This window comes from Halobaculum halobium (genome assembly GCF_030127145.1).
Taxonomy (GTDB): Archaea; Halobacteriota; Halobacteria; order Halobacteriales; family Haloferacaceae; genus Halobaculum; species Halobaculum halobium.
In genome coordinates, this window is the sequence record NZ_CP126160.1 from 35,420 (window position 1) to 58,432 (window position 23,013).

General features: G+C 58.9%; 24 protein-coding genes and 3 pseudogenes. 19 read left to right on the forward strand and 8 right to left on the reverse strand.

The genetic code is table 11. The features are described 5' to 3' along the window. Positions 1–87 precede the first annotated feature (87 nt). The 4 genes and pseudogenes from P0Y41_RS17245 to P0Y41_RS17260 all read left to right on the forward strand — a co-directional run bounded on the left by P0Y41_RS17245 (position 88) and on the right by P0Y41_RS17260 (position 3,642). The gene (locus P0Y41_RS17245) at positions 88–1,098 is read left to right on the forward strand and encodes a ribonucleotide-diphosphate reductase subunit beta (RefSeq protein WP_284063844.1); all 1,011 of its coding nucleotides are present in this window, start codon (positions 88–90) and stop codon (positions 1,096–1,098) included. A 2-nt stretch (positions 1,099–1,100) separates the two neighbouring features. Continuing rightward, positions 1,101–2,794, forward strand: a pseudogene (locus P0Y41_RS17250) (ribonucleoside-diphosphate reductase subunit alpha). A 188-nt stretch (positions 2,795–2,982) separates the two neighbouring features. Beyond that, positions 2,983–3,171, forward strand: a complete 189-nt coding sequence (locus P0Y41_RS17255) for a DUF8012 family protein (protein WP_284063846.1) — start codon at positions 2,983–2,985, stop codon at positions 3,169–3,171. Positions 3,172–3,261: 90 nt separating this feature from the next. Next, positions 3,262–3,642: pseudogene (locus P0Y41_RS17260) on the forward strand (hypothetical protein). 138 nt (positions 3,643–3,780) lie between these two features. Here the strand turns inward: P0Y41_RS17260 and P0Y41_RS17265 are convergent. Continuing rightward, entirely contained in the window at positions 3,781–4,548 is a 768-nt protein-coding gene (locus P0Y41_RS17265; RefSeq protein WP_089649930.1) for a DUF1889 family protein, read from the reverse strand. Positions 4,549–4,672: 124 nt separating this feature from the next. Between P0Y41_RS17265 and P0Y41_RS17270 the strand changes: the two genes are divergently transcribed. Beyond that, positions 4,673–5,494, forward strand: a complete 822-nt coding sequence (locus P0Y41_RS17270) for a hypothetical protein (RefSeq protein WP_284063847.1) — start codon at positions 4,673–4,675, stop codon at positions 5,492–5,494. Positions 5,495–5,500: 6 nt separating this feature from the next. Here P0Y41_RS17270 and P0Y41_RS17275 read toward each other — a convergent pair whose 3' ends face one another. Then, positions 5,501–5,818, reverse strand: a complete 318-nt coding sequence (locus P0Y41_RS17275) for a hypothetical protein (RefSeq protein WP_284063848.1) — start codon at positions 5,816–5,818, stop codon at positions 5,501–5,503. 182 nt (positions 5,819–6,000) lie between these two features. Here P0Y41_RS17275 and P0Y41_RS17280 point away from each other — a divergent pair, with 182 nt between their 5' ends. The 7 genes from P0Y41_RS17280 (at position 6,001) to P0Y41_RS17310 (ending at position 9,884) form a co-directional block, all read left to right on the forward strand. Then, positions 6,001–6,732 carry a DUF6735 family protein gene (locus tag P0Y41_RS17280; RefSeq protein ID WP_284063868.1) on the forward strand — a complete coding sequence of 244 codons (732 nt, stop codon included), beginning with the start codon at positions 6,001–6,003 and terminating at the stop codon, positions 6,730–6,732. A 4-nt stretch (positions 6,733–6,736) separates the two neighbouring features. Next, complete coding sequence (locus P0Y41_RS17285) at positions 6,737–7,153, forward strand: DUF8025 family protein (protein WP_284063850.1); 417 nt, start codon at positions 6,737–6,739, stop codon at positions 7,151–7,153. Positions 7,154–7,255: 102 nt separating this feature from the next. Then, positions 7,256–7,747, forward strand: coding sequence for a DUF7995 family protein (locus P0Y41_RS17290; protein WP_284063851.1), 492 nt, complete (start codon positions 7,256–7,258; stop codon positions 7,745–7,747). Between the two features lie 3 nt (positions 7,748–7,750). Beyond that, positions 7,751–8,116: a DUF7568 family protein gene (locus tag P0Y41_RS17295; RefSeq protein ID WP_284063852.1), complete on the forward strand. Its 366-nt coding sequence runs from the start codon at positions 7,751–7,753 to the stop codon at positions 8,114–8,116. A 73-nt stretch (positions 8,117–8,189) separates the two neighbouring features. Further along, complete coding sequence (locus tag P0Y41_RS17300; protein WP_284063853.1) at positions 8,190–8,585, forward strand: DUF7567 family protein; 396 nt, start codon at positions 8,190–8,192, stop codon at positions 8,583–8,585. Between the two features lie 106 nt (positions 8,586–8,691). Further along, positions 8,692–9,237: a hypothetical protein gene (locus P0Y41_RS17305; protein WP_284063854.1), complete on the forward strand. Its 546-nt coding sequence runs from the start codon at positions 8,692–8,694 to the stop codon at positions 9,235–9,237. A gap of 74 nt (positions 9,238–9,311) precedes the next feature. Next, positions 9,312–9,884, forward strand: coding sequence for a hypothetical protein (locus P0Y41_RS17310; protein ID WP_284063855.1), 573 nt, complete (start codon positions 9,312–9,314; stop codon positions 9,882–9,884). Between the two features lie 87 nt (positions 9,885–9,971). Here P0Y41_RS17310 and P0Y41_RS17315 read toward each other — a convergent pair whose 3' ends face one another. Together P0Y41_RS17315 and P0Y41_RS17320 are read right to left on the reverse strand one after the other, a co-directional pair. Then, positions 9,972–10,313, reverse strand: coding sequence for a hypothetical protein (locus P0Y41_RS17315; protein ID WP_008458758.1), 342 nt, complete (start codon positions 10,311–10,313; stop codon positions 9,972–9,974). 350 nt (positions 10,314–10,663) lie between these two features. Further along, positions 10,664–12,031, reverse strand: a complete 1,368-nt coding sequence (locus tag P0Y41_RS17320; RefSeq protein ID WP_284063856.1) for a restriction endonuclease — start codon at positions 12,029–12,031, stop codon at positions 10,664–10,666. A 135-nt stretch (positions 12,032–12,166) separates the two neighbouring features. Here P0Y41_RS17320 and P0Y41_RS17325 point away from each other — a divergent pair, with 135 nt between their 5' ends. Then, a complete protein-coding gene (locus tag P0Y41_RS17325) occupies positions 12,167–12,835 on the forward strand; it encodes a DUF6166 domain-containing protein (RefSeq protein WP_284063857.1) in 669 nt (222 codons plus the stop codon). Positions 12,836–12,980: 145 nt separating this feature from the next. Here P0Y41_RS17325 and P0Y41_RS17330 read toward each other — a convergent pair whose 3' ends face one another. Continuing rightward, positions 12,981–15,068, reverse strand: coding sequence for a PDDEXK family nuclease (locus P0Y41_RS17330; RefSeq protein ID WP_284063858.1), 2,088 nt, complete (start codon positions 15,066–15,068; stop codon positions 12,981–12,983). A gap of 141 nt (positions 15,069–15,209) precedes the next feature. Between P0Y41_RS17330 and P0Y41_RS17335 the strand changes: the two genes are divergently transcribed. The 5 genes and pseudogenes from P0Y41_RS17335 to P0Y41_RS17355 all read left to right on the forward strand — a co-directional run bounded on the left by P0Y41_RS17335 (position 15,210) and on the right by P0Y41_RS17355 (position 19,067). Beyond that, complete coding sequence (locus P0Y41_RS17335; RefSeq protein WP_284063869.1) at positions 15,210–16,370, forward strand: hypothetical protein; 1,161 nt, start codon at positions 15,210–15,212, stop codon at positions 16,368–16,370. 66 nt (positions 16,371–16,436) lie between these two features. Continuing rightward, on the forward strand, positions 16,437–16,658 hold the full coding sequence (locus P0Y41_RS17340; RefSeq protein ID WP_276278822.1) for a DUF8129 domain-containing protein: 222 nt from the start codon (positions 16,437–16,439) through the stop codon (positions 16,656–16,658). Positions 16,659–16,780: 122 nt separating this feature from the next. Continuing rightward, complete coding sequence (locus P0Y41_RS17345) at positions 16,781–17,128, forward strand: DUF8013 domain-containing protein (protein ID WP_276278821.1); 348 nt, start codon at positions 16,781–16,783, stop codon at positions 17,126–17,128. Between the two features lie 87 nt (positions 17,129–17,215). Further along, entirely contained in the window at positions 17,216–18,163 is a 948-nt protein-coding gene (locus P0Y41_RS17350) for an ArdC-like ssDNA-binding domain-containing protein (protein WP_276278820.1), read from the forward strand. Positions 18,164–18,253: 90 nt separating this feature from the next. Further along, a pseudogene (locus tag P0Y41_RS17355) lies at positions 18,254–19,067 on the forward strand (hypothetical protein). 13 nt (positions 19,068–19,080) lie between these two features. Here the strand turns inward: P0Y41_RS17355 and P0Y41_RS17360 are convergent. Both P0Y41_RS17360 and P0Y41_RS17365 read right to left on the reverse strand, forming a co-directional pair. Beyond that, a complete protein-coding gene (locus P0Y41_RS17360; RefSeq protein WP_284063859.1) occupies positions 19,081–19,884 on the reverse strand; it encodes a DUF6036 family nucleotidyltransferase in 804 nt (267 codons plus the stop codon). Then, positions 19,881–20,807, reverse strand: coding sequence for a helix-turn-helix transcriptional regulator (locus P0Y41_RS17365; RefSeq protein ID WP_284063870.1), 927 nt, complete (start codon positions 20,805–20,807; stop codon positions 19,881–19,883). The genes P0Y41_RS17360 and P0Y41_RS17365 overlap by 4 nt, the downstream gene beginning before the upstream one ends. A 138-nt stretch (positions 20,808–20,945) precedes the next feature. Between P0Y41_RS17365 and P0Y41_RS17370 the strand changes: the two genes are divergently transcribed. Beyond that, the gene (locus P0Y41_RS17370; RefSeq protein ID WP_284063860.1) at positions 20,946–21,269 is read left to right on the forward strand and encodes a DUF6788 family protein; all 324 of its coding nucleotides are present in this window, start codon (positions 20,946–20,948) and stop codon (positions 21,267–21,269) included. A gap of 344 nt (positions 21,270–21,613) precedes the next feature. Here the strand turns inward: P0Y41_RS17370 and P0Y41_RS17375 are convergent, their stop codons facing one another. Next, positions 21,614–22,909: a Cdc6/Cdc18 family protein gene (locus tag P0Y41_RS17375; RefSeq protein WP_284063871.1), complete on the reverse strand. Its 1,296-nt coding sequence runs from the start codon at positions 22,907–22,909 to the stop codon at positions 21,614–21,616. Between the last annotated feature and the right edge of the window lie 104 nt (positions 22,910–23,013).

The following is a 23,013-nucleotide window of genomic DNA, read 5'->3' on the forward strand; positions in this document are numbered from 1 at the left end:
GGCAAGCATGATCCATGTCCAGACGTACAGAGAACGACGGAAACAGAAACCAACCAACAGAGGACGATTCCTCCGGGGTACGTGCCAATGACTGAAAACAAAACCACAGGCGGAGATCCGGAGACCGACATCTTCTCCGAACGAACGCAGCTCAAACCGTACGAGTACCCCGACGTCCTCGAGTACAAAGACGCGATACGAAACAGCTACTGGGTTCACACGGAGTTCAACTTCTCAGGAGACGTTCAAGACTTCAAGGTCAACACGACTCCCGCCGAGAAGACCGTCATCAAGCGGACGATGCTGGCCATCGCGCAGATCGAGGTCCAAGTCAAGACCTTCTGGGCAGACATCTACGACGAGATGCCCAAAGCGGAGATCGGGAACGTCGGCATGACCTTCGCGGAGAGCGAGGTCAGACATATGGACGCGTACAGCCACCTCCTCGACATCTTGGGGATCACGGAGGACTTCGAGGAGGTGACTGCCGTCCCCGCAATCGAGGAGCGGATCGACTACCTCGACGAGTACCTCGAGAAGAGCGAGAGCGACGACAAAGAGGAGTACGTGATGAGTCTCCTGCTGTTCTCCACGTTCGTCGAGCACGTCTCGCTGTTCTCGCAGTTCCTCATCATGACGAGCTTCGACAAACACGAAAAGAAATTCAAGGGGATCGCGAACGCCGTCGAAGCGACCAGCAAGGAGGAGCAGATTCACGGACTGTTCGGTGTCGAACTCGTGGAGACGATTCGCGAGGAGAATCCGGACCTCTTCGACGAGGACTTCGAAGAAGAGGTCCAAGCGGCCTGTCAGCAGGCGTTCGAGGCAGAGATGAAGATACTGGACTGGATTTTCGGTGAGGGCGAACTGGAGTTCCTTCCCCGGGCGCACGTCGACGCGTTCCTGCGGGACCGGTTCAATCAGAGCCTCGAGAACGTCGGTGTCGAGCCGATATTCGACCCGGACGATGACCTGCTCGAGGAGACACGGTGGTTCGACGAGGACATCATGATGACAAAGGATAACGACTTCTTCAGCAAGCGGTCGACCACGTACAACAAACACGCACAGAGCGTCACCGCGGAGGATATGTTCTAACGATGGCACAAACAGAACCAGCACTCGACGAGGTCAACCAGCAGCACGAGGAACCGTTCTACTGGCTGAACGAGGACAGCCGGGCGTTCCTCGACGACGGGTACCTGATCGAGGGCGTCACGGCCGAGGAGCGGGTCAGGGAGATCGCGGAGCGGGCCGAGGAGATCCTAGACGACGACGGCTTCGCGGACAAGTTCTACGACTACATGAGTCGGGGCTTCTACAGCCTCGCGAGTCCGGTGTGGTCGAACTTCGGTCTGGACCGAGGCCTGCCCATCAGCTGCTTCGGTAGTTACATGGAGGACAACATGGAGAGCATCCTCTACACGCAGGCCGAAGTGGGCGAGATGACCAAGCTGGGCGGCGGGACCAGCGGGTACTTCGGCGAAATCCGGCCCCGAGGCAGCCCGATCACGAACAACGGCAAGAGCAACGGGAGCTACAGCTTCACCGAGCTGTTCGACACTATCATCAACGTCGTCAGCCAGGGCGAGACGCGGCGCGGCCAGTTCGCGGGGTACATCGACGTTGAACACGACGACCTGACGAGTGGCTCAACATCAAGACCGAGGGCGACCCCGTACAGGACATCTACTACGGCGTCATCATCGGTGACGATTGGTTCCGGGCGATGGTCGATGGCGACGAGGAGAAGCGAGAGACGTGGGCAGAGATCATAGAGACGCGGATTAACATCGGTGTCCCGTATATCATCTTCCGGGACAACATGAATGACGGGAAGCCACAGGTCTACAAGGACAGGGGCTACGAGATCAACGGCTCCAACCTGTGTACCGAGATCGCGCTGCCAGCCACGCCAAACGAGAGTTTCGTCTGTTGTCTCTCGTCGATGAACGCGCTCCACTACGACGAGTGGAAGGATACCGACGCAGTAGAGACGCTGACGCGGTTCCTCGACGCCGTCATGGAGGAGTTCATCCAAGAGGCGGAGGGGACGCAGTTCATGGAACGCCCAGTACGGTTTGCGAAACGGCACAGGGCGATCGGCATCGGCGTCCTCGGCTGGCACAGCTACCTCCAGAGCGAGATGATTCCGTTCGACAGTATGGAGGCCATGGAGAAAAACGAGGCAATCTTCCGCACGATCAAGGAGCGAAGTTACGAGGAGAGTCGTCGGCTCGCCGACGAGTTCGGCGAGCCGGAGGTGCTCGAGGGCTACGGTCGCCGGAACGCGACGACGATGAGCGTGGCCCCGACGAAATCCAGCAGTGTCATCCTGGGGCAGGTCAGTCCGAGCATCGAACCGCTGAAATCGAACTACTTCGTCCGCGACGGTGCGAAGCTGAAGTCGACGCAGAAGAACCGGTTCCTCGAGGCGATACTGAAAGAGCGAGGCAGAGACGAGCGCGAGGTTTGGGACAGCATCGCACAGAACGACGGGAGCGTGCAACACCTCGACTGCCTGACCGACGAGGAGAAGGAGGTGTTCAAAACCTTCGCCGAGATCCCACAGATGGCGATCATCAACCAGGCAGCGCAGCGGCAGAAACATATCGATCAGGCACAGAGCCTGAACGTCTCGATCGATCCGAGCGAAGTGAGCGTCAAGGAGATCAACCAACTCTACATCGAGGCTTGGAAGAAAGGGGTGAAGAGTCTCTACTACCAACACAGCGTGAACGCCGCACAGAAGTTCAGCCGAGACATCCTCGAATGCAAGGCCTGTGAGAGCTGATCTCCCATCGGCCGGTATGATAGAGCGGTTAATGTAAACTACGCACACCTATTTACCAGACGTTCCAGACCGGTTTTAGAATGAAGAAAGAGTGCTTTGACCTACTGCTAAGAGCGTGATCTCCTGCAAGCCCGACGCCAGTCTCGATAGGGAGTCTCTCCGCGCCGGCGAGCGGTGAGGCGCTTCCGATGGAGCAAGAGTTCAAACAGGGCTACCGGATGCATCGGATACTCAGCAATCTCGACCGACTCGACGTCGACCGATTGGACGACGCGGATCGAGAGCGAGTCGAGACCGCGAGAGACCTCCTGGAAGAGGTGAGCCTTCTCACGCGGCCGGGCGACGGAGCCGGGGCGGACGCCCACGCAGATTCCTAACTGGCGTCGCCGACCACGACCAGGGGGCACCTCTCGCGTCGGTTTATCGCCCCCGACAGGGGTGCGGGGGCGACCCCGTGAAGTCCAGACATGGCGACACTGCAAGCTGCGACGACGTCGACTGGCGCGATCGTATCGGATCCGCAGGCAGTCCGCGAGCTCTGTGAGAGCTACTGCTTCGGGACGCTCGACTGGGAGGTGACCGAAGACGGAGAGCTCACCATCTGGGGGTACGACGACTTCGAGGTGTACGAGGCGCGGGAGAACGGCCTCCCGGACTACGAGGGGGGCATCGTGACCCACGAATTCCTGCGAGAACTCGCCGACCACCTCGAAGCCGACGAAGAGTTCGATATCCAGACGGCGGGGTTCACCAAGTGCCGCTTCCCAGTCCTGGCGAAGCGGTAAGTCGTTCGCGACGGCGAAGTCCTCCACGCGGACCTCAGTTCCCCCGACCCGATCGACGAGTAGCATTAGTTTCCGATACTGTTTCTTTATTTAGAGTGAGAGCTGAAACAGCTGGTCAGTACAGAGCATAGATGCATCAGAGCCGCCACTACAGGGACGTGAGCAAACGGAGTGAAAACGATCTCCGGCATTTATATTGGATTAATTAACATTTGCGGCGTCTTTCCACTGGTTCATAATGTCGTTGCTAAGACGGCCAGAGTCGTACTGGAAGCGTTTCCCCGTTTGGACGCCTTCGGCGACCTCTTTTACGTCATCGGCATAATCCGGGTCCCAGCCTTTTTCAGCGACTAACCAGGCTCTGATTGCTTCAGGATCGAAGCTGATGCCGTTGCTATGGAGGGTTTTGAAGATCTCGATACAGGTAGCACGATCTGACGAATGCGTGATCCCAGTCGAGGTGTTGACCAATGCATCGAGCGTGTCGACAGCTTCCTTGGCGACCGGATTATCGATTTCTGGTGCATCGCCACTCGCATCTGATTGGAGTGCTGACGCGCCCCAGGTATCGATCCAGAACTGGACGGTGTCCTTCGACCAAGGCACGACGAGCACATCGGTCACACCATACATTCCGTCAATCTTGTCCAGCAGGTCTTTGTCTGGGTAGATAGCAAGGACAGGACCGCTTTGCCACCCCGATGGATCAATCCGTTTCGTCATCAGCTGGATCTCTGCTTCACCGACGCCGACCGGCTTCTTTTTATTCAACGCCTTTGCTGCCTGGTCACCGATCACAGTAGATACGACACCGTCCAGCTGCTTTTTCGTGTTTACTGCCAAGACAGCATCTCGTTTCTCTTCATGCTGCTCACCGAGCTGTTGCACCCACGCGAAGGCCAGTTCGACAGCCTCCTCATTTGGCCCCTCGGAATCGATGAACCAAGATGTCCTGTCGTTTTGACTCATAATTCGGTACTTCTCAGCAACTCTTGAAAAATCAGGTGGGTATGTCTGATTGAGGCTGATCTCCTACGACTTATAATACTGGTCTGTGAATACTTGCAGTGATAGGATGTCGGTTGGGCAGTACGTGACTGAGCGGTTCATCGGGAAGCTCATCCTTGCCTGGCTTGCTGCCTTGATTCTCGCAGGGATCGGAACCGTCTATACACCTTTTTCGCTCGTGGAGATTGCTGGTGTGATCGGTATGTTAGGCACTCTGGGTATTCTAGCGATCCAAGTCCACAACACGTCGAACAATAGAGTCGAGCCGGAGGACGCTGGCGAGTACGTGGACGGGACTGATCGGTCCGATACCAGTGACGATGTGGTGAATGGGGATGGAGATGGGACATCGACGGAGCATGACGTAGGTGCGACAGAGGGGTTATCGGCGACCGAGCGGCGGGTCCAGAATGAATTGATCCGTGAGTCATATCGTAGGTTTACAGAGCAGCCGTTTACGTTCTGGCCGAGTCCACAAGGTGAACGGCTACGCAGCTATCTCAACGATGAATTCGAGGACGTTGATGAGGACGTGATCGATAAGGTGTGGCGGTTCTCAAAGGATGATGGGTTCTTCAAGCGGCGGCCAGGGAAGCGGTCACTGACGATTACACCGACGACGCTGTGGCGAGCAAAAGAGTTGGGTGAGGAACTCTTGTTGGATGACGCGGTTCAGGATGAAATCCTGGACGTGTTACTCCAGTCATACCGATCGGATCCTACCTATCCACGGGTTGATCGTGACGAGTTGATTGAGGCAGTGGGCCGGTCGTCAGACGTCGTGGATCATAACCTCTGGTTGCTCCGAGAGAAAGGATACGTCGAGACACAAGCCTACATCAATTCGAGTGACGGCGGGTACAGTGAGGCGGAGATCACCAAGCTCGGGCGGCAGGTCAGTCAGTAACCCACTTCAGTTGAATTGACGTTCAAGGAACCGCTGAGCCGCAGTCTGAGACATAACTTCCCACGATGGGAAATCCGTGTGCTCGTCGACATAGGTATCGAACTCATCCTCCGGGATGGCCTCGAAATCGTCCTCGTCCTCAACATCCCATTGACTTGCCTCAAGCAACGCTTCGAAAGAGTCGAATTCTGTGTACAGCTGCATGAACTCCTCTGTGAACAATTGCTCGAACGGGATCTCATTCTGCTCGTTCATCCGGAGCCCTGACTGCTCCTCTAACGCCTTCTCTGTGTTCTTCTTGAACTCGCCGGCGTCAATATCCATACACGCATTTACACTGACTTCGTTCAAATAACTAAGCAATTCTACTTACCGATTTAGCCGCCCCGATTTCACTACTCATCCCGAATAAAGAAGCCTCGATAGCAACTACTGGTAGCGTTGTTCGTCCCCCGGGAGGGGTGCGGGGCGATCCAGTCGCGGTCGCCCAGTGAGGTGATTGTTCGATGGGACACCGCGCACTCGTTGCGTACGAACGCACGGACGGACAGTACACACTCCACTACAGCCATTGGGGTGCAGCGAACCTGAAGCTCAAGCACCGAATCTCTGCTGAGTCGCCGTTCGGTGGCGACGACACCGACTCCAAGTGGGCGAAACAGCTCCTCGCAGAGCTTGCCGATGGCCTCGAGGCAGATGCGGTCGACGCCTACCTCGCCGGCGAGGATCGACCGTCGACGGTCGTCGAGCCGAAGCCCCGCGCCACCGGGCTCACCCTCGACGAGATCGTCGCTGACCATCTCGACTACCTCCACCATGAGGCGTTCTTCGTGGTGTCGACGACGTTCGAGGTGACCGCCTATCGGACGCTGTGGTCCGGGCTCCAGTACGACTCGGAGACGGTCGAACAGGGAGAGACAGTCGGGAACGGCGCGCTCGCGACGGTGCGCTGGTACGACGGCGAGCCGGTCGGCGACGGCCACCTGCAGGGCCAGTTCGCGGCCCTCAAAGACGTCATCGGCGATATGCTCGACAAGGGCGTCTTCACGCCGTCGACGGCGAGGCAGTACCTAAAACGGAAGCTCGCTGAGCGGGTCGGGGACCGACAGGAGCTGCTCATTCCGACCGGAGAATCGCCCTTCGAGAAGGCGAGCCTCAACCACTCCTGTTGGATCTGCTACGTGGCAACGGCTGTTTTTCAAGGGTCGGAATGGGTGAGCCCCGCCGTAGGCTCGTGATTCGATGACCTCAGACGACGACCCGTTTCACGACTGCAAGTTGGATCCCGAAGCGATCCTCGGAACACACACCTTCGAAGACGTCCTATTCACCGACGACACGGAAACCCCGGTGAACGTGCTGACCGGCGAGACACCGGCACATTCGCAAGCAACCGTCGAGGAAGCGAAGGAGTTCGCTGCGAGTATCGACACGGAGACGCCCCAGATCGCGCTCCCCGCATCCGTCGAGTCGCAGGTCGAAACACAGAGCAAGCCCTACACGGCGGCCGCATTCTTCCACTTCAAGGCGACAGGCTCGCTCGAACGCCACCGTGCTTACCACGCCGCCTACGAGTCGGACGCGTTCGCCGTCGACTTCGAGGCCGACTACGAATCGGGCGACCTGACTATCACTGTCGAACGAGCGGACGAGGCCTGAGAATCCGCCGTCACGAGCAGTTTTTAGAGCGCCGGCGATGGGTGCCGGCGCAGCTGGAGCGAGCAACGACCCCCGGTGCGTCGGCGTTTCGAGGTGTTCGAGATGCATATGGTGATTTACGCACTGGTAGAGGCATCGACGCACGACGACGCGCTGGCCACCGGAAAGACGGTGTTCGACCGACTGGTCGGCGCGGACCCACACGCCGGCGCCGTCTTCGATTACTATGTGACCTTCGACGAGGAGGACACGTCCGTTGCGGGGAAGGCACGATGGGGGGAGTTGCCGACGGCAGCCCCCGTCGACTCCGATGACGGCGAAGACCTGCTCGAGCGTGGCTGGGAGGCGACGAAGGAGGAATTCGAGCGTAATCTCGACCGGGTGAAAGAGGCCATCCAGGAGTTCTCCGACGAGGAGATCATGCGCGACGAGGACCTCGCCCGGCACGCCTTCCACAAGGTCGGTGCGTACGACGGCCCGACGATCTTCCTGTACACCGAACACGGAACCGGCATTCGCCACCGTGGACAGCTGGATCGACTCCTCGAGGAGAGTGAAGAGCTCTGGATCGTACCCGCTGACGTCCACTTCTGAATAATGCCTCCCATCACCAATTGGCGACGCGAGAGCCGCTCGCCGACACTCGCGTATCGGAACACCGAGACCGGTGCGCGAGCCGTGCTGCATCGTGCGCCGGACTCCTATCGGTACAAGTGGCGCGGGGTGATTCTCGTCGACGGCTACCCGGTCTGGTCGCGGGGATACGAGACGAAGGATGCGACATCGTTCCGTGACGAGCTCCGGGAGCGGCCCGCACCGGACCTCAACTGCCCGGAGTGTCCGAACGACGACGTTCGCGTCGGCGAGAAGGCGGCAGACGGGGCGAAAGTCCAGCGGTGGTATGACTGCCCCGATTGTGGGTACGAAGCCCCCTCACGCATCGTCTACGGCGCCGAACGGTGAGTGAGTGAGCGGTGGGCGCTGTTTTTCGGCCGGGCACGAGGTGGTGGCCCGGTACGAACGGGTTAGTCAACCAATGAGTCTCGAAGTACTTGACCGACACAGCGAGGCACTGTTCGAGTTCCTCTGGTGTCCCGTCTGCGGGAAGGAGGTCTTCACTCACATCCCCTTCGAGGGGGTGTTCTGCAAGAACTGCAACACCCAGGTCGAACTCCAAGAATCCCGCGAGACACGCGGCTACGAGGAGGCCGTGCTCGCCTGCTTCGATTCTACCACCACCTGGAACCTCCACGTCGACGAGAAGCTACGTCGCGACCTGCCTGATGGGTCGGCCCGCGTGAAGATCCTCGGCGCACCGGGCGCCTACGAGGTCGACTGGTGGAGTCCAGAGCCTGGTGAGGATTGGGAACCTGTCCAACGCGGCGAGTTCGACGACGTCGAGGAGCCAAACGAGGTGTCGCACCTGGCGTAGAACTTAGCAGATACGCCAAGCCTGGTTGTTTTTACTCTGCCAATTGCACACATCGTTTATGGTCCAAACCGAAGGCGCTGTAGAACGACTACGGCGAAGAAAATCAATGGAATCGGATCTACGCGAACAAGTTGGTGGTGAAAAGTTCTTTTTGCCCTTATTCACGATCGAACAGGCTCAGGAAATTAGACTACGGCCAGATTATGAAGACCTTCTATTTGATATGTATATGTCCCCTCAGAAGAGTGATCTCGATTTCGAACACGACACCCTATCATATCGGATTAAGGATGTAGAAGTGCGTGAACACGGGACGGGGATCAGTTATCGAGTCAAGCGAATATTGGATATGGCCTCATTTCAAGCAATCGTGAAAATTGACCTCGAATTCGAGGAATCTATCCCCACAATGCAGCTTCACGAGGATCCTCGATTAGAAGATCTTGATCTCTCAGCGGATTACTATCGGGGCGACTCTGAGATGACACTGTGGATGAGGGAAGTAGAGGACGGAACAGATGCACTCGCACACCTTGCCCAATTTAATCAGGCGCTCAGTAGCCAATGGAACGGACCGAAAACGATAGATGAGGCAATTGAAGGAATTGCAAAATGGCAGGCGTTCAATCTTATGCAGGAGAAGAGGCGGTGACTGGAGAGAAGGTTTCCTGACGGTTGTTTCTGCGCCGGCGATGGGTGCCGGCGCACCCGCGTCGGCGGTGATCGATGTCGACACGAAGTCAACTCCGATTCATCCAACGGAGCGAGACCGCAGGCGAACAGTCCGATACCGACCGCATCGCACAAATCTACCGCCACTCGGACGGGTATCCCGATAGCGTCCTCCATGACCTGGACCAGCTGAAGCAGCTGCTTGACGAGACACGAACAGAGCGCGGGGCTGCGTACGCCGCTGCCCAGTTTCTGTTCCTCGACACGCTCTCGACGATGACCCTCTACATGGACGAAGGGCGTGACCGGAGCATCCACGCTGACCAACCCTCGGATCTCCTCGACCCGGACAATATGGAGCACCTCAACCAGCCGATGTTTCTGCTCGGACACGGCGTCGAGAATCCGGCCGACGGCATCCACGGCGACGAAGAGTACCTCTACGTCGTCGAACTCCCGACACGGAATCCGTTCGAGGAGCCGTCCGAGTGGACCGTCAAAGTGAGTGGTCACTCCGCCTTCCCGCGCTGGGATGGTCCGACCGAGGAAGCCTTCGATCGGGCTAGCTGGCAGTTTGAAGGACCGCTCTCGGCCGCCGTCGACGAACTACTAGCTCAACCAAGCTAATCGTTAATTGGACACTCCCAAGGTTCGAGTTCTGAAGAGAAGGAGCACCCAGTATAGGATTCTTCGGAACGAATGATTTGCAGATTGCTACTGAGAGTTACGAATCCGCCGTCGAGCTCGAGAATCCAATACCTGCTGTGCATAGAGTGAATCCTCTCGGTCGCTTTCCGCGACCCATTCAAACGCTTGGCGAGAAATTTGTTTCATCAGTAGCTCACCGTTTTCGATTTTCCAGCCAAACGGTTCTTTAGGGTCTAATCCCCGCTCTCGAAGGATTTCGTCGTCGACACGCAGAGCCATAACGAGGTCGTCCCCGTATTCAGCTGCTTGTTCCGGGCTCAGCACCAAGTTATCGAGGTATTCATCGCTGTTCGGCTTGGGCGTCATCCACTCGACGGTCCACTCATCTCCGACCTGATTGGAAGGCATACCTGTAGAATAGTCGTTGCTCGACAAAATTGACAGGGGGAACAAAGGGTCGTATCAGAACCAGGTGTTTGCGCTCAGAGCAGACCATTGCCAGGACAACAGAGAACAATACCCGTTTTAATCGATAAGTCCGATTGGTCCAGTATGGATTACGTGGATGAGCCGCCGGAAACAGAAAATCCTGTAATGGTGATTCGGGTAACAGCGAAATGTACCCTCTGCGAAACCGCTGAGCGGTGTGATTCACCTGGCGAAGCAAAAGAGTGGGCGAGAGATCATCAACATCCTCGAGACTTTATTGAATACCGTCGGACCTGGGCCGAGCGATAACCAATTCGACACCTCGATACTCAGATTACACCACCAAGTGCGAGGATGCCAAGCAGTAGTAGAACAGCCGTAACTACTCCTCCACCAGCAGTGAGGAGCTTATTCTCCATCACCTTCTCGTGGATCGGCATCGCGGCGTACTCCTCGCGGAAGGCCTCGAGATTCTCCTCGTCGTAGAAGTACTTCGTCTTCAATGCGAACCGTTCCGTCACCGCGCAGCCCGTACAGACCGGTTCGCCTTCCAGCCGCTCCGTTTTGGTGTGGCTGGAGCAGGCGATGGCCCCGCAGTTCGGACAGTAGGTGTACGTCTCGGTGACGCCACTCGTATCACAGTGGACGCACTGATGGATGCCGTCCTCGGCGGTCACTCTCGACGGGCCTGCCGCGTAGTACTCGTAGGGGTAGGTGTACTCCTGGACGTCGGTAGTGTGCCGAACTTCCGGGAGGTACACTGGTTCGATCGACTGGACAGAGATGTCCGAGCGGTTCGGCTCACAGGTCTTGTTGTACGTGACGTTGTTGTCGCCGGTGTAGGTGACCGTCGTCGTGTGGTGCTGCTGGAGCCGCTCGACGGCCCACTCCTTGTACTCCGTTTGCGTCTGCCCGAACCGGCGCTCCTCGACGTCGTCGAACACCTCTCCGAACTGCTCGGCGTCGAGGTCGACCGTCGTGTGGAGGTTCTCGGTGACCAGCGTCGCGACGTCTTCCTCGACGACCTGCGGCTGCCCGCGTTCGGCGTTGGCAACGAATCGGGTCCGGTCGTTGATTCGGTGGATAACGCCAACCGACGTCTCGAAGACGGCGTTCGTGTTCGCGGTGACCGCGACCACTGGGCGGAACGTCACCGATGAGTGCGGTTCTGGGAGGTCGGCGGCTTCGATGTTCTCGATGTCGCGGAACGCATCCGTGACTGGCGCGTCGACGTCGGCGGCCGGGTCGTACGGGCGCAGGGTCTTGTCGCAGAGGATCTCGATGCGACCGTTGTAGAGGTCGAGGCCAATTTCGTCGGCAATCTCCCGGAGGTCCTCGCCGTCGAGTAACTCGATTGGGTGTGGGTCGTCGTTCTGCTGGAGTCGGTTTGCGTACTCCTGAGCAGGGTTCGTGAACCGGCCAGTCGTGACGACCATCCCACGTTTCGGGCCGTCGAAGTCGAACGTCGCGATCGCCGAGTGGAGCTTCTGGACCACCGGCCGCCCGACCGTCCCCGTGTGCTTGCACTCGACGATGATCGCGCGCCGCGTGCCGTCGACGACCTCCTCCATGATGACGTCGCGCCCCTCGTCAGCCGTGCGGTCGGCCTGGCGGACGTTCTCGTAGCCGAGGTTGCGGAACACGTCCTCCATCACGTCCTCGAACTCGAACCCCGAGAGATCGTCCAGTACAGCCATCCTCAATTATGTGGACAGTACGTTGCAACTGCCAAATACGTTGCCGAACGCGGCGCCGTCCTGTTTGTTGAACCCCTGAGAGGGGTGCGGGGGTCACCGAACCGCCCGCGAGCAACGATGAACGGGAATGTACCTATGGCCAGTTCGGAATCGGTTCCAGTCGCATCGCCCGGTCAGTCCCACCGAGACACAGTCGAATACGTCGGCTTCCGCGTCGACGGCCAAGCCGTCATCCTGAACCTCTCGGAGCATCGGCGACTCTCCCTCGAGCGCAGTCTGGACCTCGTCAACCACAGTCCAAGCGGGTTCGAGTGGGGGTATAGTGGTAGCGGGCCCGCCCAGCTCGCGTGCGCGCTCCTCCTCGACTACTACGACGATGAGCAGTTCGCCCGTGAGCACTACATCGCGTTCCGGAATCAGGTGGTTTCGCAGCTGGAGTGCGACGGTGCCGCGGCGTGCTGGCACCTCCCCGGCGAGGAGATCGACGCCGCGATGGCGACCCTTACCGACGACGTCGTCGCCCTCGCCGACGGTGGACGGCCGTCACCGACGCTCCCCGAGAACTGGCGAGCCGTCTCTCGCCCGGACCGGCGGGTCTTCCAGCGCGCTGATCGCGACCACTACATCGTACTCGGGGATGGGAGGGAGGAGTGGCTGGTCGTACTCTGCAGCCAAGGCGACCGTGCATATCCTGCCCCGCTCGCACATCGGGCGGTTGCCGAGGAGGCTGACGTGGAACGGGTAATCCAGGAACTCGCCGAAGAGAGCAACGACCTCATCGAACCCCCGGAGGGGGAGCACTGATGGAGACACTTCGGCTAGCGCGAGCCACCCACCAGCTCTTCGAACGTGGTGTCGAGGCGCTCGAGAAAATCGAGCGCTAACTGGAGCGATACAACGACCGGCAAGAGCCTAAGCACCAAGCGACCGACGAATAAGCTAACGGCGGCTATTCCCTGAGGAAGTCGGTATCCGAGTTACGCATCTCAATCGAGACTGGATTCGACGTTTCCTCAATATCTGTCCCGATGTCCCAGGTGTCCTCACCTAACGGGCCAATACGTGGAGTCGAGTCAAACTCCCCAGGCAGCCCTCGATACGTACCACCAGCCAGCAGGTGATCCAACGTAGCCACCAAATCGTACCACTGTGGTTCGGTAAACTGCGCCGTCACGCCGGCTTTCTCACCCGAACCTAAGTCCACCTCGAAGATTTCGTCGCCTTCGCCCTCGTCGACAAGACTCCGGATCTCTAATTCTAAGAGATCCTCTTCTCCGAAACGGCCCTGTAGCCGAAGATGTTTACTGTCACCCCGAATCGGGAATGTTTCCAAATCGATTACTTTGCCCTGTCCACGTATCGTCGCCCCATTGAGGTCCGAAATGTTCAGGAGAACCGAGAGCAGCTGCTGGATGGACTTGCCAGTGAACCAGAGATAGCCCCCAACCCACGAGCCACCGCCAAAGTTCAACTTCAGCCCTGGTTCGTCAGTGTCCTCGAACCACTCCAATGCCAAACGAGTGTAGCCGCCCATCATCTCATCTTGGTCGACATCAGAGTCGAGGAGGTACGGGCCAGCTTTCACTCCACGGAGGAGGTAGTACCGCACTCGCTCCTTTGTGAACTCATCTTCTGTTCGTTCGGCGCCCGTCCAGTCGTCGACGTCAATCCAGCTCCCTGCGGGCGCGTCCAAGTCGGCTGCCTCAATAATGGGTTTCGCGTAGGCGACTGGATCGGGATGCTTGACCCGTTCGGCTTCTTCGTCGGTGAGGTATAGGTTTGAGACTGGTTCAAGCCACGGGAGGTCGAGATCGCCATACCCGACCTTCCGATCATGATGATTCTCGAGATAGCCATCGTATTTCGGCGTCAGGTGCGTCGCTTCGCGAACGATGTTGACGCCACCGGTGTCGTCTACGGTGATGAGTCCAACTGTGTCAAATCCGTGCTTCTCAAGAAATGTGACTGCACGCTCGCTTAGCGTTGTTGGAACAGCAAGATAGAGTTTTGAAAGAGTTTCAGTTGCTAAGAACTGTTCTAATTGCTCGGTTTTTCGCGAACCCGAAAAAGAGCTCTCACCCTTTGCCTCGATACCAATGACCGCATTCGATTCGGGGGTTTCGACCGCTGCAGTCGGATCAATATCCCCTTCGAAGGCCAGAATGTCGATTGGGCGAGTGGGAGTGTCCGAATCCAAGTCGTTCGGGATATGGGCTTCCGGGATGCCACCAAAATGAGTCCAGGTATGATGTCGCACCGATGGTTCTTCTGTCGGAGAGATCTGGCCAGTGGTATCATCGCCAGCATAGACTGGCTCGGCATCCCGGACGATCGAGGGCATCGGACCGTCACCGGAAGTAAGCAGGCTAGAAAAGTCGGACTTGGATCCGTTCTTTTCGATCGGGACGTGAATCACACCCAACTCCTCTGGAAGTTGTGTCCGTCTTAGCTCTTGAACAGCCTCGTCGAGAGATATCGGCTCGTTATCCTCCGGGGAACGATCTAACAGTTGCCGAATTAGGTCCTCGACAGTACGATGCTCCAGCGAGTAGGCAAGAAAGTCTGCAGAGATCGCGTCCCGAATGTGAGTGATAACCTCCGATGGTGTGTACCAGTCCTCATCAACGCCCGCAGCTAACCGATAGCTTATTGCACGGATACTCATCTGGTCGACAGGATCCGATTCTGGATTGGTTCCAAGTTTGTCGGCGTCGGGAGCAGCAAAGTACAGCTTATCGAGGGCTCCGCTGTCGATATACCGATGGGTTTGGGCATATACGTCTCTATCGAGCCCGAATTCAGATGCTCGCTTCAGCTCGACCCCGATAATCTCTCCCGACGGTGATTCCGCGAGCAGGTCGATGCGACCAGTCCCGATATTGACCTCACCATCGACTGTGTATCCCTTAGACTCCTCCAGCCAGTGCCAAACTCGTTGCTTGGCTAATGCCTCAAGGAATGACGCCACAATAGTTGACTGGAGTTTGTCATAGCGAGTAAGCGTTCCGGTTCTATTGAATCCAGTTGCGGTATCCACCTCAGCAGGGGGGACAGTGCATCTGAACAACCAGACAACCACCTCTTCTCGTTTGTGTTGTTTTTGCGCCCGGGAGAGGGCGCAGGGCGCGAGACGAGGCAGGCGCTCGTCGACGAGGATTCCTGCAGTGAGGTGACTGCAATGAAAGATCCAGAGTCCAGAACCATCTTGGCTGGCGTCGATGGACGTACCGACACCGAACTACCCGAGTGGTACCGAGAGCATCATGCAGATGCAGACCCCGTGACCTTCGCCGAGGCGGTTCGTGATCTTCCGCAGGCCGTCGAGACGACCGTGGCGTACCAGAATCCGTACACCGACGAGTGGGTCGAGACGGAGCGGTTCAACGCGCTCGTCGAGCCGAGTCGGGCTCGGGAGCAGGCCCGAGATGAGGACGCGGAGACAGACCCGTTGTTCCACGTTCCCACTGACAGCTACTCGATCATCAACCCGGTCGACGTCTACGGGCCGCTAGAAGAGGTCCTCCGCGAGGAGACCATCGACGGAACGCCGTTGGGCGAGGTAATGTTCGGCGAGATTCGGCGCTACCGGGGCGGCGGCGAGGTCCACATGGACATCATGTTCGATGGCCTCGAGGTGCGCCTCCCCGGTCGGTCGGACCCGATTACGATGGGCGTCACGTCGGGCTACGACTTCTTCGGCGAGCACGCCGTCTACGTGGAGGGGTTCGCCCAGGATGGCTACTGCTCGAACACGATGCGCTCGCTCACCGACAAGGAGGTTATCAAGCACGTCGGCGACGTACGGAACTTCCGCACCTGGTGGGAGGAACTCCTCGCACAGGTCGAACTCGTCGCCGACGACCTCTTCGAGTTCATCCGAGACGCTCAGGATATCGACCTCGACTTCTCGGAGCTCCCGTTCACCGTCACGGAGTTCTACACCCTGCTGGGCTTCCCGGACTACCTGGCCGAGCGTGCCGCCGGCGATGCAGAAGCCAATGCGGCGTCCCCCTTCGAGATCGATATGTGGACGCTGCATTCCGGCGCGACGTACGCTCTCACCCACTTCTTCCAGGGGAAAGAGGGGGCATCCCTCGATCAATACGTTCGGATCGCCAACGACATTCTGTTCAACCCGGAAGGTACAATCGAGCGCGTCGAGCAGGCGTACGAGCAGCAGCTAGAGGCGGACGGTGACGACGGGTCACAGGCCTCGCTGGCCGGCGAACGAGCACTGGCGAGCATAGAGCGCATCAGTGACGACCTGCAGGAGAAAGTTGAGCAATTCGAAGAACGCGAGGACGCCCTGCGTGAGCGGTTCCAAGAGGCGATGGCCTGACGCCGCGTCGGTGATGTAGTCGCCTGTTCTGTCTTTCTCGCCCTAGAGGGGTGGAGGGCTACCGAGATGGAACAGTCCACGATTAGCGACGGGAGTGACGACGAATTCCCACCTGAGAAGCGTCTTGAAGCACCGAATTACCGATTGGTCAAGGCCGGTATCGCGACGATTCCCGATATGCAGACGCTTCGGGAGTGTGTTGCCTACGAGAACGCCCACCAGAATCGAACGCAGATTCTGCGCCGGCTCAAGTGGAAAGCTGAAGAACTGCGTGAGGAAGAAGATTGAGCTCTGTTCTTAACCAACATTTCCGCGAGAGCTTCAGTATTGTTGGTTAATAAGCTTGCTCTGTTTTTCGTGCCCCCGAAGAGGGCGAGGGCTTCTTCGAGAGCCCTCAGAGGTGACTTCCAGTGAGTCAACAACAGAGTCCCGACAACGTCTCGATCGACGAGATCCCGGTCGATATCGACAACACGCAATCAGCGGAGGTCGATTCCGCCGACGTCCCCCACGAAATCGAATCCATCACCCGTGGGCTCGCCGGTGAGCAGCCGCCGACGAATCCGCTGGTCGTGCTGAAAGCGGCCCGGTGGTGGTACATTCACGGCAAGGGCGGCACGGATCCTGCCTTCCAGTGGGCCATCGAGTGGACGCGTCATCTTGCGACCGACACGCCCAGTGACGTCGAGCGGTTCGACAAGTTCCTTGAGTACCTTGTCGAGGTCGGCTTCGCGGACGAACGCCACGAGCTCCGCTGACCGACAGAGCGGTTTTTTGAACGCCCCTGAGGGGTGCGGCGCGATCTGAACAAACGCAGTTGCCGTGAACTCGATTCGGTGAACACGATGTCCACGACCAGAGACTCGTCGGTCTCCTTCGAGGAGACCGACACGCGATCAGACGAGATGAACAGTACCATCGAACAGTGGATCGACGACCTCGTCGCCGGCGTCGACGACGCGCAGGCCAGCGACGAGTTCCAGGAGTGGCTCGACGTCCAGAGTCGCTTCCACGACTACTCCTACCGGAACACGCTCCTCATCAAGCGGCAGTATCCCGAAGCGAGCCGAGTGGCGGGCTACCGGACGTGGCAGGAGGAGTTCGACCGCCACGTTCAGGAGGGTGAGTCGGCCATCTGGATCTGGGCGCCGATCATCACCACTCAGTGCCCGGAGTGTGAGAATTCGCCGAGCTATCACGAGGATAGCGACTGTGACTACGATGAGACGTCGCCCGAGGAGTGGTCCGAGGGCCTGGTCGGGTTCAAGCCCGCGCCGGTGTTCGATGTCTCCCAGACCGAGGGCGAGCCGCTTCCCGACCTGGACACAGAAGCGACCGGCGACGCTGGCGATCTCGTCGAACAGTTGACTGACGCCGCTGATGACCTCGGCGTGACGGTGCGGATCGTTCCAGCCGAGGAGTGGACCCACGGCGAGGCGAAGGGCATCTGCGAGCAGCTGAGCCTCGTCGACGTTCAGCCGCTCGTCGAGGTGCGTGATCGGGAGAACGAGGCCGACCTCGCGCGGACGCTGATTCACGAGTACGCACACGCCCTGCTCCACTTCGATGTCGACGACGACACCGAGCGGGCGAAACGCGAAGTCGAGGCCGAAGCCGTTGCGTACGTCGTCGGGCGCTACTGCGGGCTCGACACGAGCGGGTCAGCGTTCTACCTCGCTGCGTGGGAGTCGGACGATCCCGAGATCGTTCGCGAGCGCCTCGGCCGGATTAGTCGAACGGCAGAAGAACTCATCGACGTTCTCGAGAGCGAATCCTCGTCCTCACTCAGTTAACCAACAGAGTGATGGATTCCTTCCGCTCTGTTGGTTAAGTTTTTCTGCGCCCGCCGAGGGGCGGAGGCGCATTCAGATCTCCGTCGAATGATGACTGAACCATATCTCACGACGGTCTTTGAGGAAGCCGAGAACGTTGCCGAGCAGCACGACCAAGTCGCTCGAACGACAGACAACCAAGCTCACGAGTACCTCCGATACACCGTCCTCCGGGTGCTTGAAGGCGAGGCGGACAACCTCCCAGCAGACTGGACGCCGATCAACGGCGTGACCGTCGGCTACGGGAGCGACGAGGCGATGTACGACAGCTGGAGCTCCAGCGAAGACTGGTGGGAGACCGTCCCGCCGCAGGAGGCGTGTACCCGCTTCCGGGTGTTCTTCCCGGACGACCACCAGACGGTTCCCCGCGACATCGTCGACGTGATGGCCGCGCTCGGGGCCTGGCGCGTCTGGACCGGGAGCGCAGCGGCGTGCGGCTCCTACGACCATCGCGAGCGCCGCGAGGTCCACTACCTGTGGCCGGGGCCATCCGGTGGAGGAACTGCTCCACGAGCGGCTCAGTGGCCCTGCGGAAGCCGTCGCTCCGGACGGTGGCCGAACGGGCGACGTTCGCGACCGACTGGTCGTCGACGAGAACGCACAGTCGAAGGACGATCTTGAGCCTCGCACGAGGCGTGCCGTCGGCGAAGCGATGGACGTCTCGCTCCTCTCGAAAGGTGGCTGCTACGAGGTGCAGTCCGCGTCCGGTAACAGGTACGAAGTCGACGTCATCGACGAATCGTGTACCTGTCCCGACTGGCAGCAGCGCTCACCCGAGGGCGGCTGCAAGCACCTTCGTCGCGTCGATCACGAGATCAAACGGGGCCGCGTTCCCCGCCCAGACGGCCGCCTTCCTTCCCCGTAGGGTAGCGATTGAGCTACTCCACAGGTCGGACCGTGTCGCCATCCCGACGGACTCGGTCGAACGTTGAGAGATACGCGATCCGGTCCTGAACCTCGTCGGTATCCAGCTCCAGTTCGGCGGCCAGTTCGTCGACGGTCATCGGTTCATCGAGTGCCTGGAGGACTTCGAGCCCCCGGTAGTACCTATTCGTGAGCTCCTGGACGCGGGCCTCGATCGGCGTGGTTACCCCGTACCGCTCCTCGAGTTCGACCAACGCCTCGTTCGCGAACGTGGCGAACTGATCATCTCCTAAGCGTTCGATTTGGGCTTCGAGTTCATCCCGGACGACGTCGTAATCGAGGCCGGCCTGCACGAGCATATTCATGTCCTCGATGTCGTCGTCGCGGCCTGCGATCGCCTTGAACAGGAAGATATCCTCGTTGCTAACCAGCCGGACCGTCAGTCGATCTGTGTCGAGGAACGGCTCACTGCGCTCTTGCATACCGTCGGTGAGCACGAGCTTGTTCGCGACCTGCTGGTTGAAGATATCGAGGCGACACCCATCGTCGTTCTCGACGCAGCTCGTCGCCCCCAGCGCCCGGTAATCTGGATCCAGCGATTGAACCTCCGCATACCCGAGGTCCATCAGGACGGCCCACAGCTGACCGTACGCGTCGCCATCTGGGACGACCAGGTCGATATCTTTCGTCGCCCCCTTGAGGTCGCGCAGCGACATCGCGCCACCACCGATCAGGTAGACCGTGAGCGGTTCAGATAGCCCGTCTCCGATTCGCTGGAATTCGTTCTCGATGTACTCACGTCCGAATGTTGGTCTCATGGTGGTAGTGGCACCTCGTAGTCAGCCGCCAACTCCTGGAACTCGTCCCACTCCGGGAGCCGGTCGTCGTCGACCTCGCCGTGCGTCTCGAGGTAGCGGAGCAAGGCGTCGATTTCGTCTTCGAGGCCATACTTCGCCGCCTGCTCTCGGAGATCCTCCTCGTCGACGTCGACGTGGCTGAGCAGGAGGAGACAGTACGAGCGGTGGCGGCTGCCGTCGTCGATCAGCAGCGTGTGACAGCAGAGCTCCGCCGGTGAGACTACGTCGAGGTCTTCGGAGTAGACGTAGTAGCGGTGCTCGGTGAGCAGGAACTGGAGGTCGAAGGCCGCGAATCGAGCGAGGCCGGTTTCGTGGAACGCCTCCGCGTCGATCTCCGTTTCGGCCTGTGCGAGGAATTCGTCGTAGTCCTCCCAGAGAATCGTGCCCTTCGGGGCGACGGCTTCGAGGCGTTGGCGATGCAGATGGTGTGCGAGTTCACGGGCGAACGCGTGTAGGCGGTCGAAGTCGGCGTTGAACTCGTAGCGGCCGTCGGCCGTCCCGACGAGACCACGGTCACGAAACCGCTTGAGGATACGGTTGACCGTGTTGCGGTAGTTGTCGCTCCGGTCGGCGATCTCGGAGACGGTTCGCGGCTGGTCGAGGTAGTACAGCACCTCGAGTGCCTTCCCGGTCAGCAGTTCGGGGAAGTCGATGTGGGAGTGCTGGCGGACGAGGTCCCGATAGAGTTCGACGGCGCGAGCATCCGACGGGGCGACTCGTTTTCGCCGGCCATCGCGTTCCGTGTAGACGAGCCCTTTCTCAACGAGGTCGGCGACGGCACGAGAGAGGTAGCTCTCGCTGTGGTCGAGTTTCGTCGCGAGTTCGGAGATCGTGTCGCCGCGGTCGACCGTGGCGAGGACCTCGAGTTCGATGCGCCGGAGCACGGTGTAACATAGTACGAAACTACTATATAAAGAAGTTTCGAGTAGTGTTACAGCCAGCGAGCACGCGAGCCGTCTCCACCGTCTTAACCAACAAAACTATGGATTCGTGGGTCATGTTGGTTAACACGAGAGTAGCTGATGTCCTACGAACCCCCGACCCCACCGGCGAACCTACCGACAGAGATCGTCAAGACGCTCAACGAGTCGGATCCGGAGCAACTCCGAGACGTTGCGACGTATGCTGAAGCGCTCGCCGAGCACAAGGAGCGAGAGGCCCGTCTCGAGGAGTCGGAAGATCAAGAAGAGGTTGAGGAGCGGCCAGACGATCTCCCGGACGACGTCCCGGCCAAAGCAACGATCACGATCAAGGAGATTAACGACAACCGCTACTACTACTGGCAGTGGCGAGAAGGCGAAAAAGTTCGTTCCCAGTATAAAGGCCCCGTCAGTCCCGACGAGTAGACGGTGGTGAACCGTAGCCGGAGGTTTGTCAAGCGCAATTAGTAGCGTAGCAGAGGACACCCCCCAGAGTGTGAATGGGTTCAACCCACCCCACACCCCTCAGTGTGAATGGGTCCGGTCAGTCCAAACAGGTAACACTCGGAGAGAAGATACCCACCCCACGTTTCCGTCGTAACTGGAGGTTGGTGGAGGGAACGCAGCCACGATCGAGGGGATCACACCCCCCACGTTTCCGTCGTTTCGTCACCCGGCCAAAGTCGATTATTGGGAGTAGAAGATGACCTCGGATCACCCACCCCACGTTTCCGACGTATCGAGAGATACACTCGTGATCAGGGGTGTGGTCAGCGACCGAAACGGGAGCTGGCCAGGTCTTCCAGCCGGCTATCCCGGAGGACAGATTTCAGCACGATACCGGTGTCCTGAACCAGCCGGTGCTCGAGATAACTGCCTTCACCCCGGCCACCCCCGGTCCGAGTTGATTCAACGACGCCGAGGAACGCCTGCTCTTTCAACAGCTCATAGACGCGGTGCTCGCTGAGAGTCTTCGCATCGGCCTTCTCTGTCGTCGCTTGATACCGTTCGTAAATCCGGTTGGTAGAGAATCCATCCTCGTTCGGATTCTCTTCGGTGAGCAGCGCGAGCGAATAGAGGATGAATTTGACCTGGGTCGTCGATCCGCGTAGCAGCTCCTCGAACCGATCGATTTCAGCCCACTCCTGAGCATCACGAACGTGTTCCTCAACGACTGTGTCGACGTTTTCTCGTTCGGCTAGTTCGCCGGCGTGACGAAGAATTTCGATGGCCTTTCTGGCGTCACCGTGTTCTTGAGCGGCTAGTGCCGCCGTCAGCGGGATCACATCATCCGAGAGAACGCCATCGTGGAACGCGTCCCGTCGGTGCTTCATAATCTCGCGCAGCTGATTCGCATCGTAGGGCTGGAAGACGAACTCTTCCTCGCGAAGACTCGACTTGACGCGTTCGTTCAGCTGGTCGCGATACTCAATCTTGTTGCTGACTGCGATGACGCCCAGGTGGCAATCCGCTTTTCCCGATTCGCGAGCCCGCGAGAGCTGCATAAGAATATCATCGTCATCGAGTCGGTCCACCTCGTCGAGAATGATGATGACTGACTCGTAGGCAGTATCCAGAATCTCCCAGAGATAGTCGTAGTATTCACCGCTGCCAATCCCTGCGCGTGGAATATCGAAGTCAGTCTCGTCCGTCTCGTTGAGTGAACGAGTTACCGTCCTCGCGACGCGTGTCTGTGTGTTGTGCTGCGCGCAGTCGACGTAGACCGTGCCGACGGACACACCGTTCGACTCCGCGGCTCGGCGGGCTCGTTCTGTGACGTGACGGGCAACGAGCGACTTCCCGGTCCCCGTTTTGCCGTAAATAATCACGTTGTTGGGCGGATCGCCACGAACGATCGGCCTAAGTTCAGCAGCAACGGCCTTGATCTCGCCATCCCGGCCGACGATACGGCCGCTTTCAGGGACGTGGCCAACCTTCAGCAGTTCCTTTCGAGCGAAAATATTGGCCCGGTCGGGGTCGTCTTCATCAAAGTCAAAGAGGGGATCGTCGGCGGGATCCTCGTAGCGGCCGTCGAAGTCAGAGAGTTGGGACGGTTCCTCAGCCATCAATATCAGACATCGCGGATGGGACCTACTTAATGATTTGGCTACCTCGACCAGAGTGTAAATCGGGCTATGGTCGTCTTCTGATGTTTTGTCGCTGGCGTATC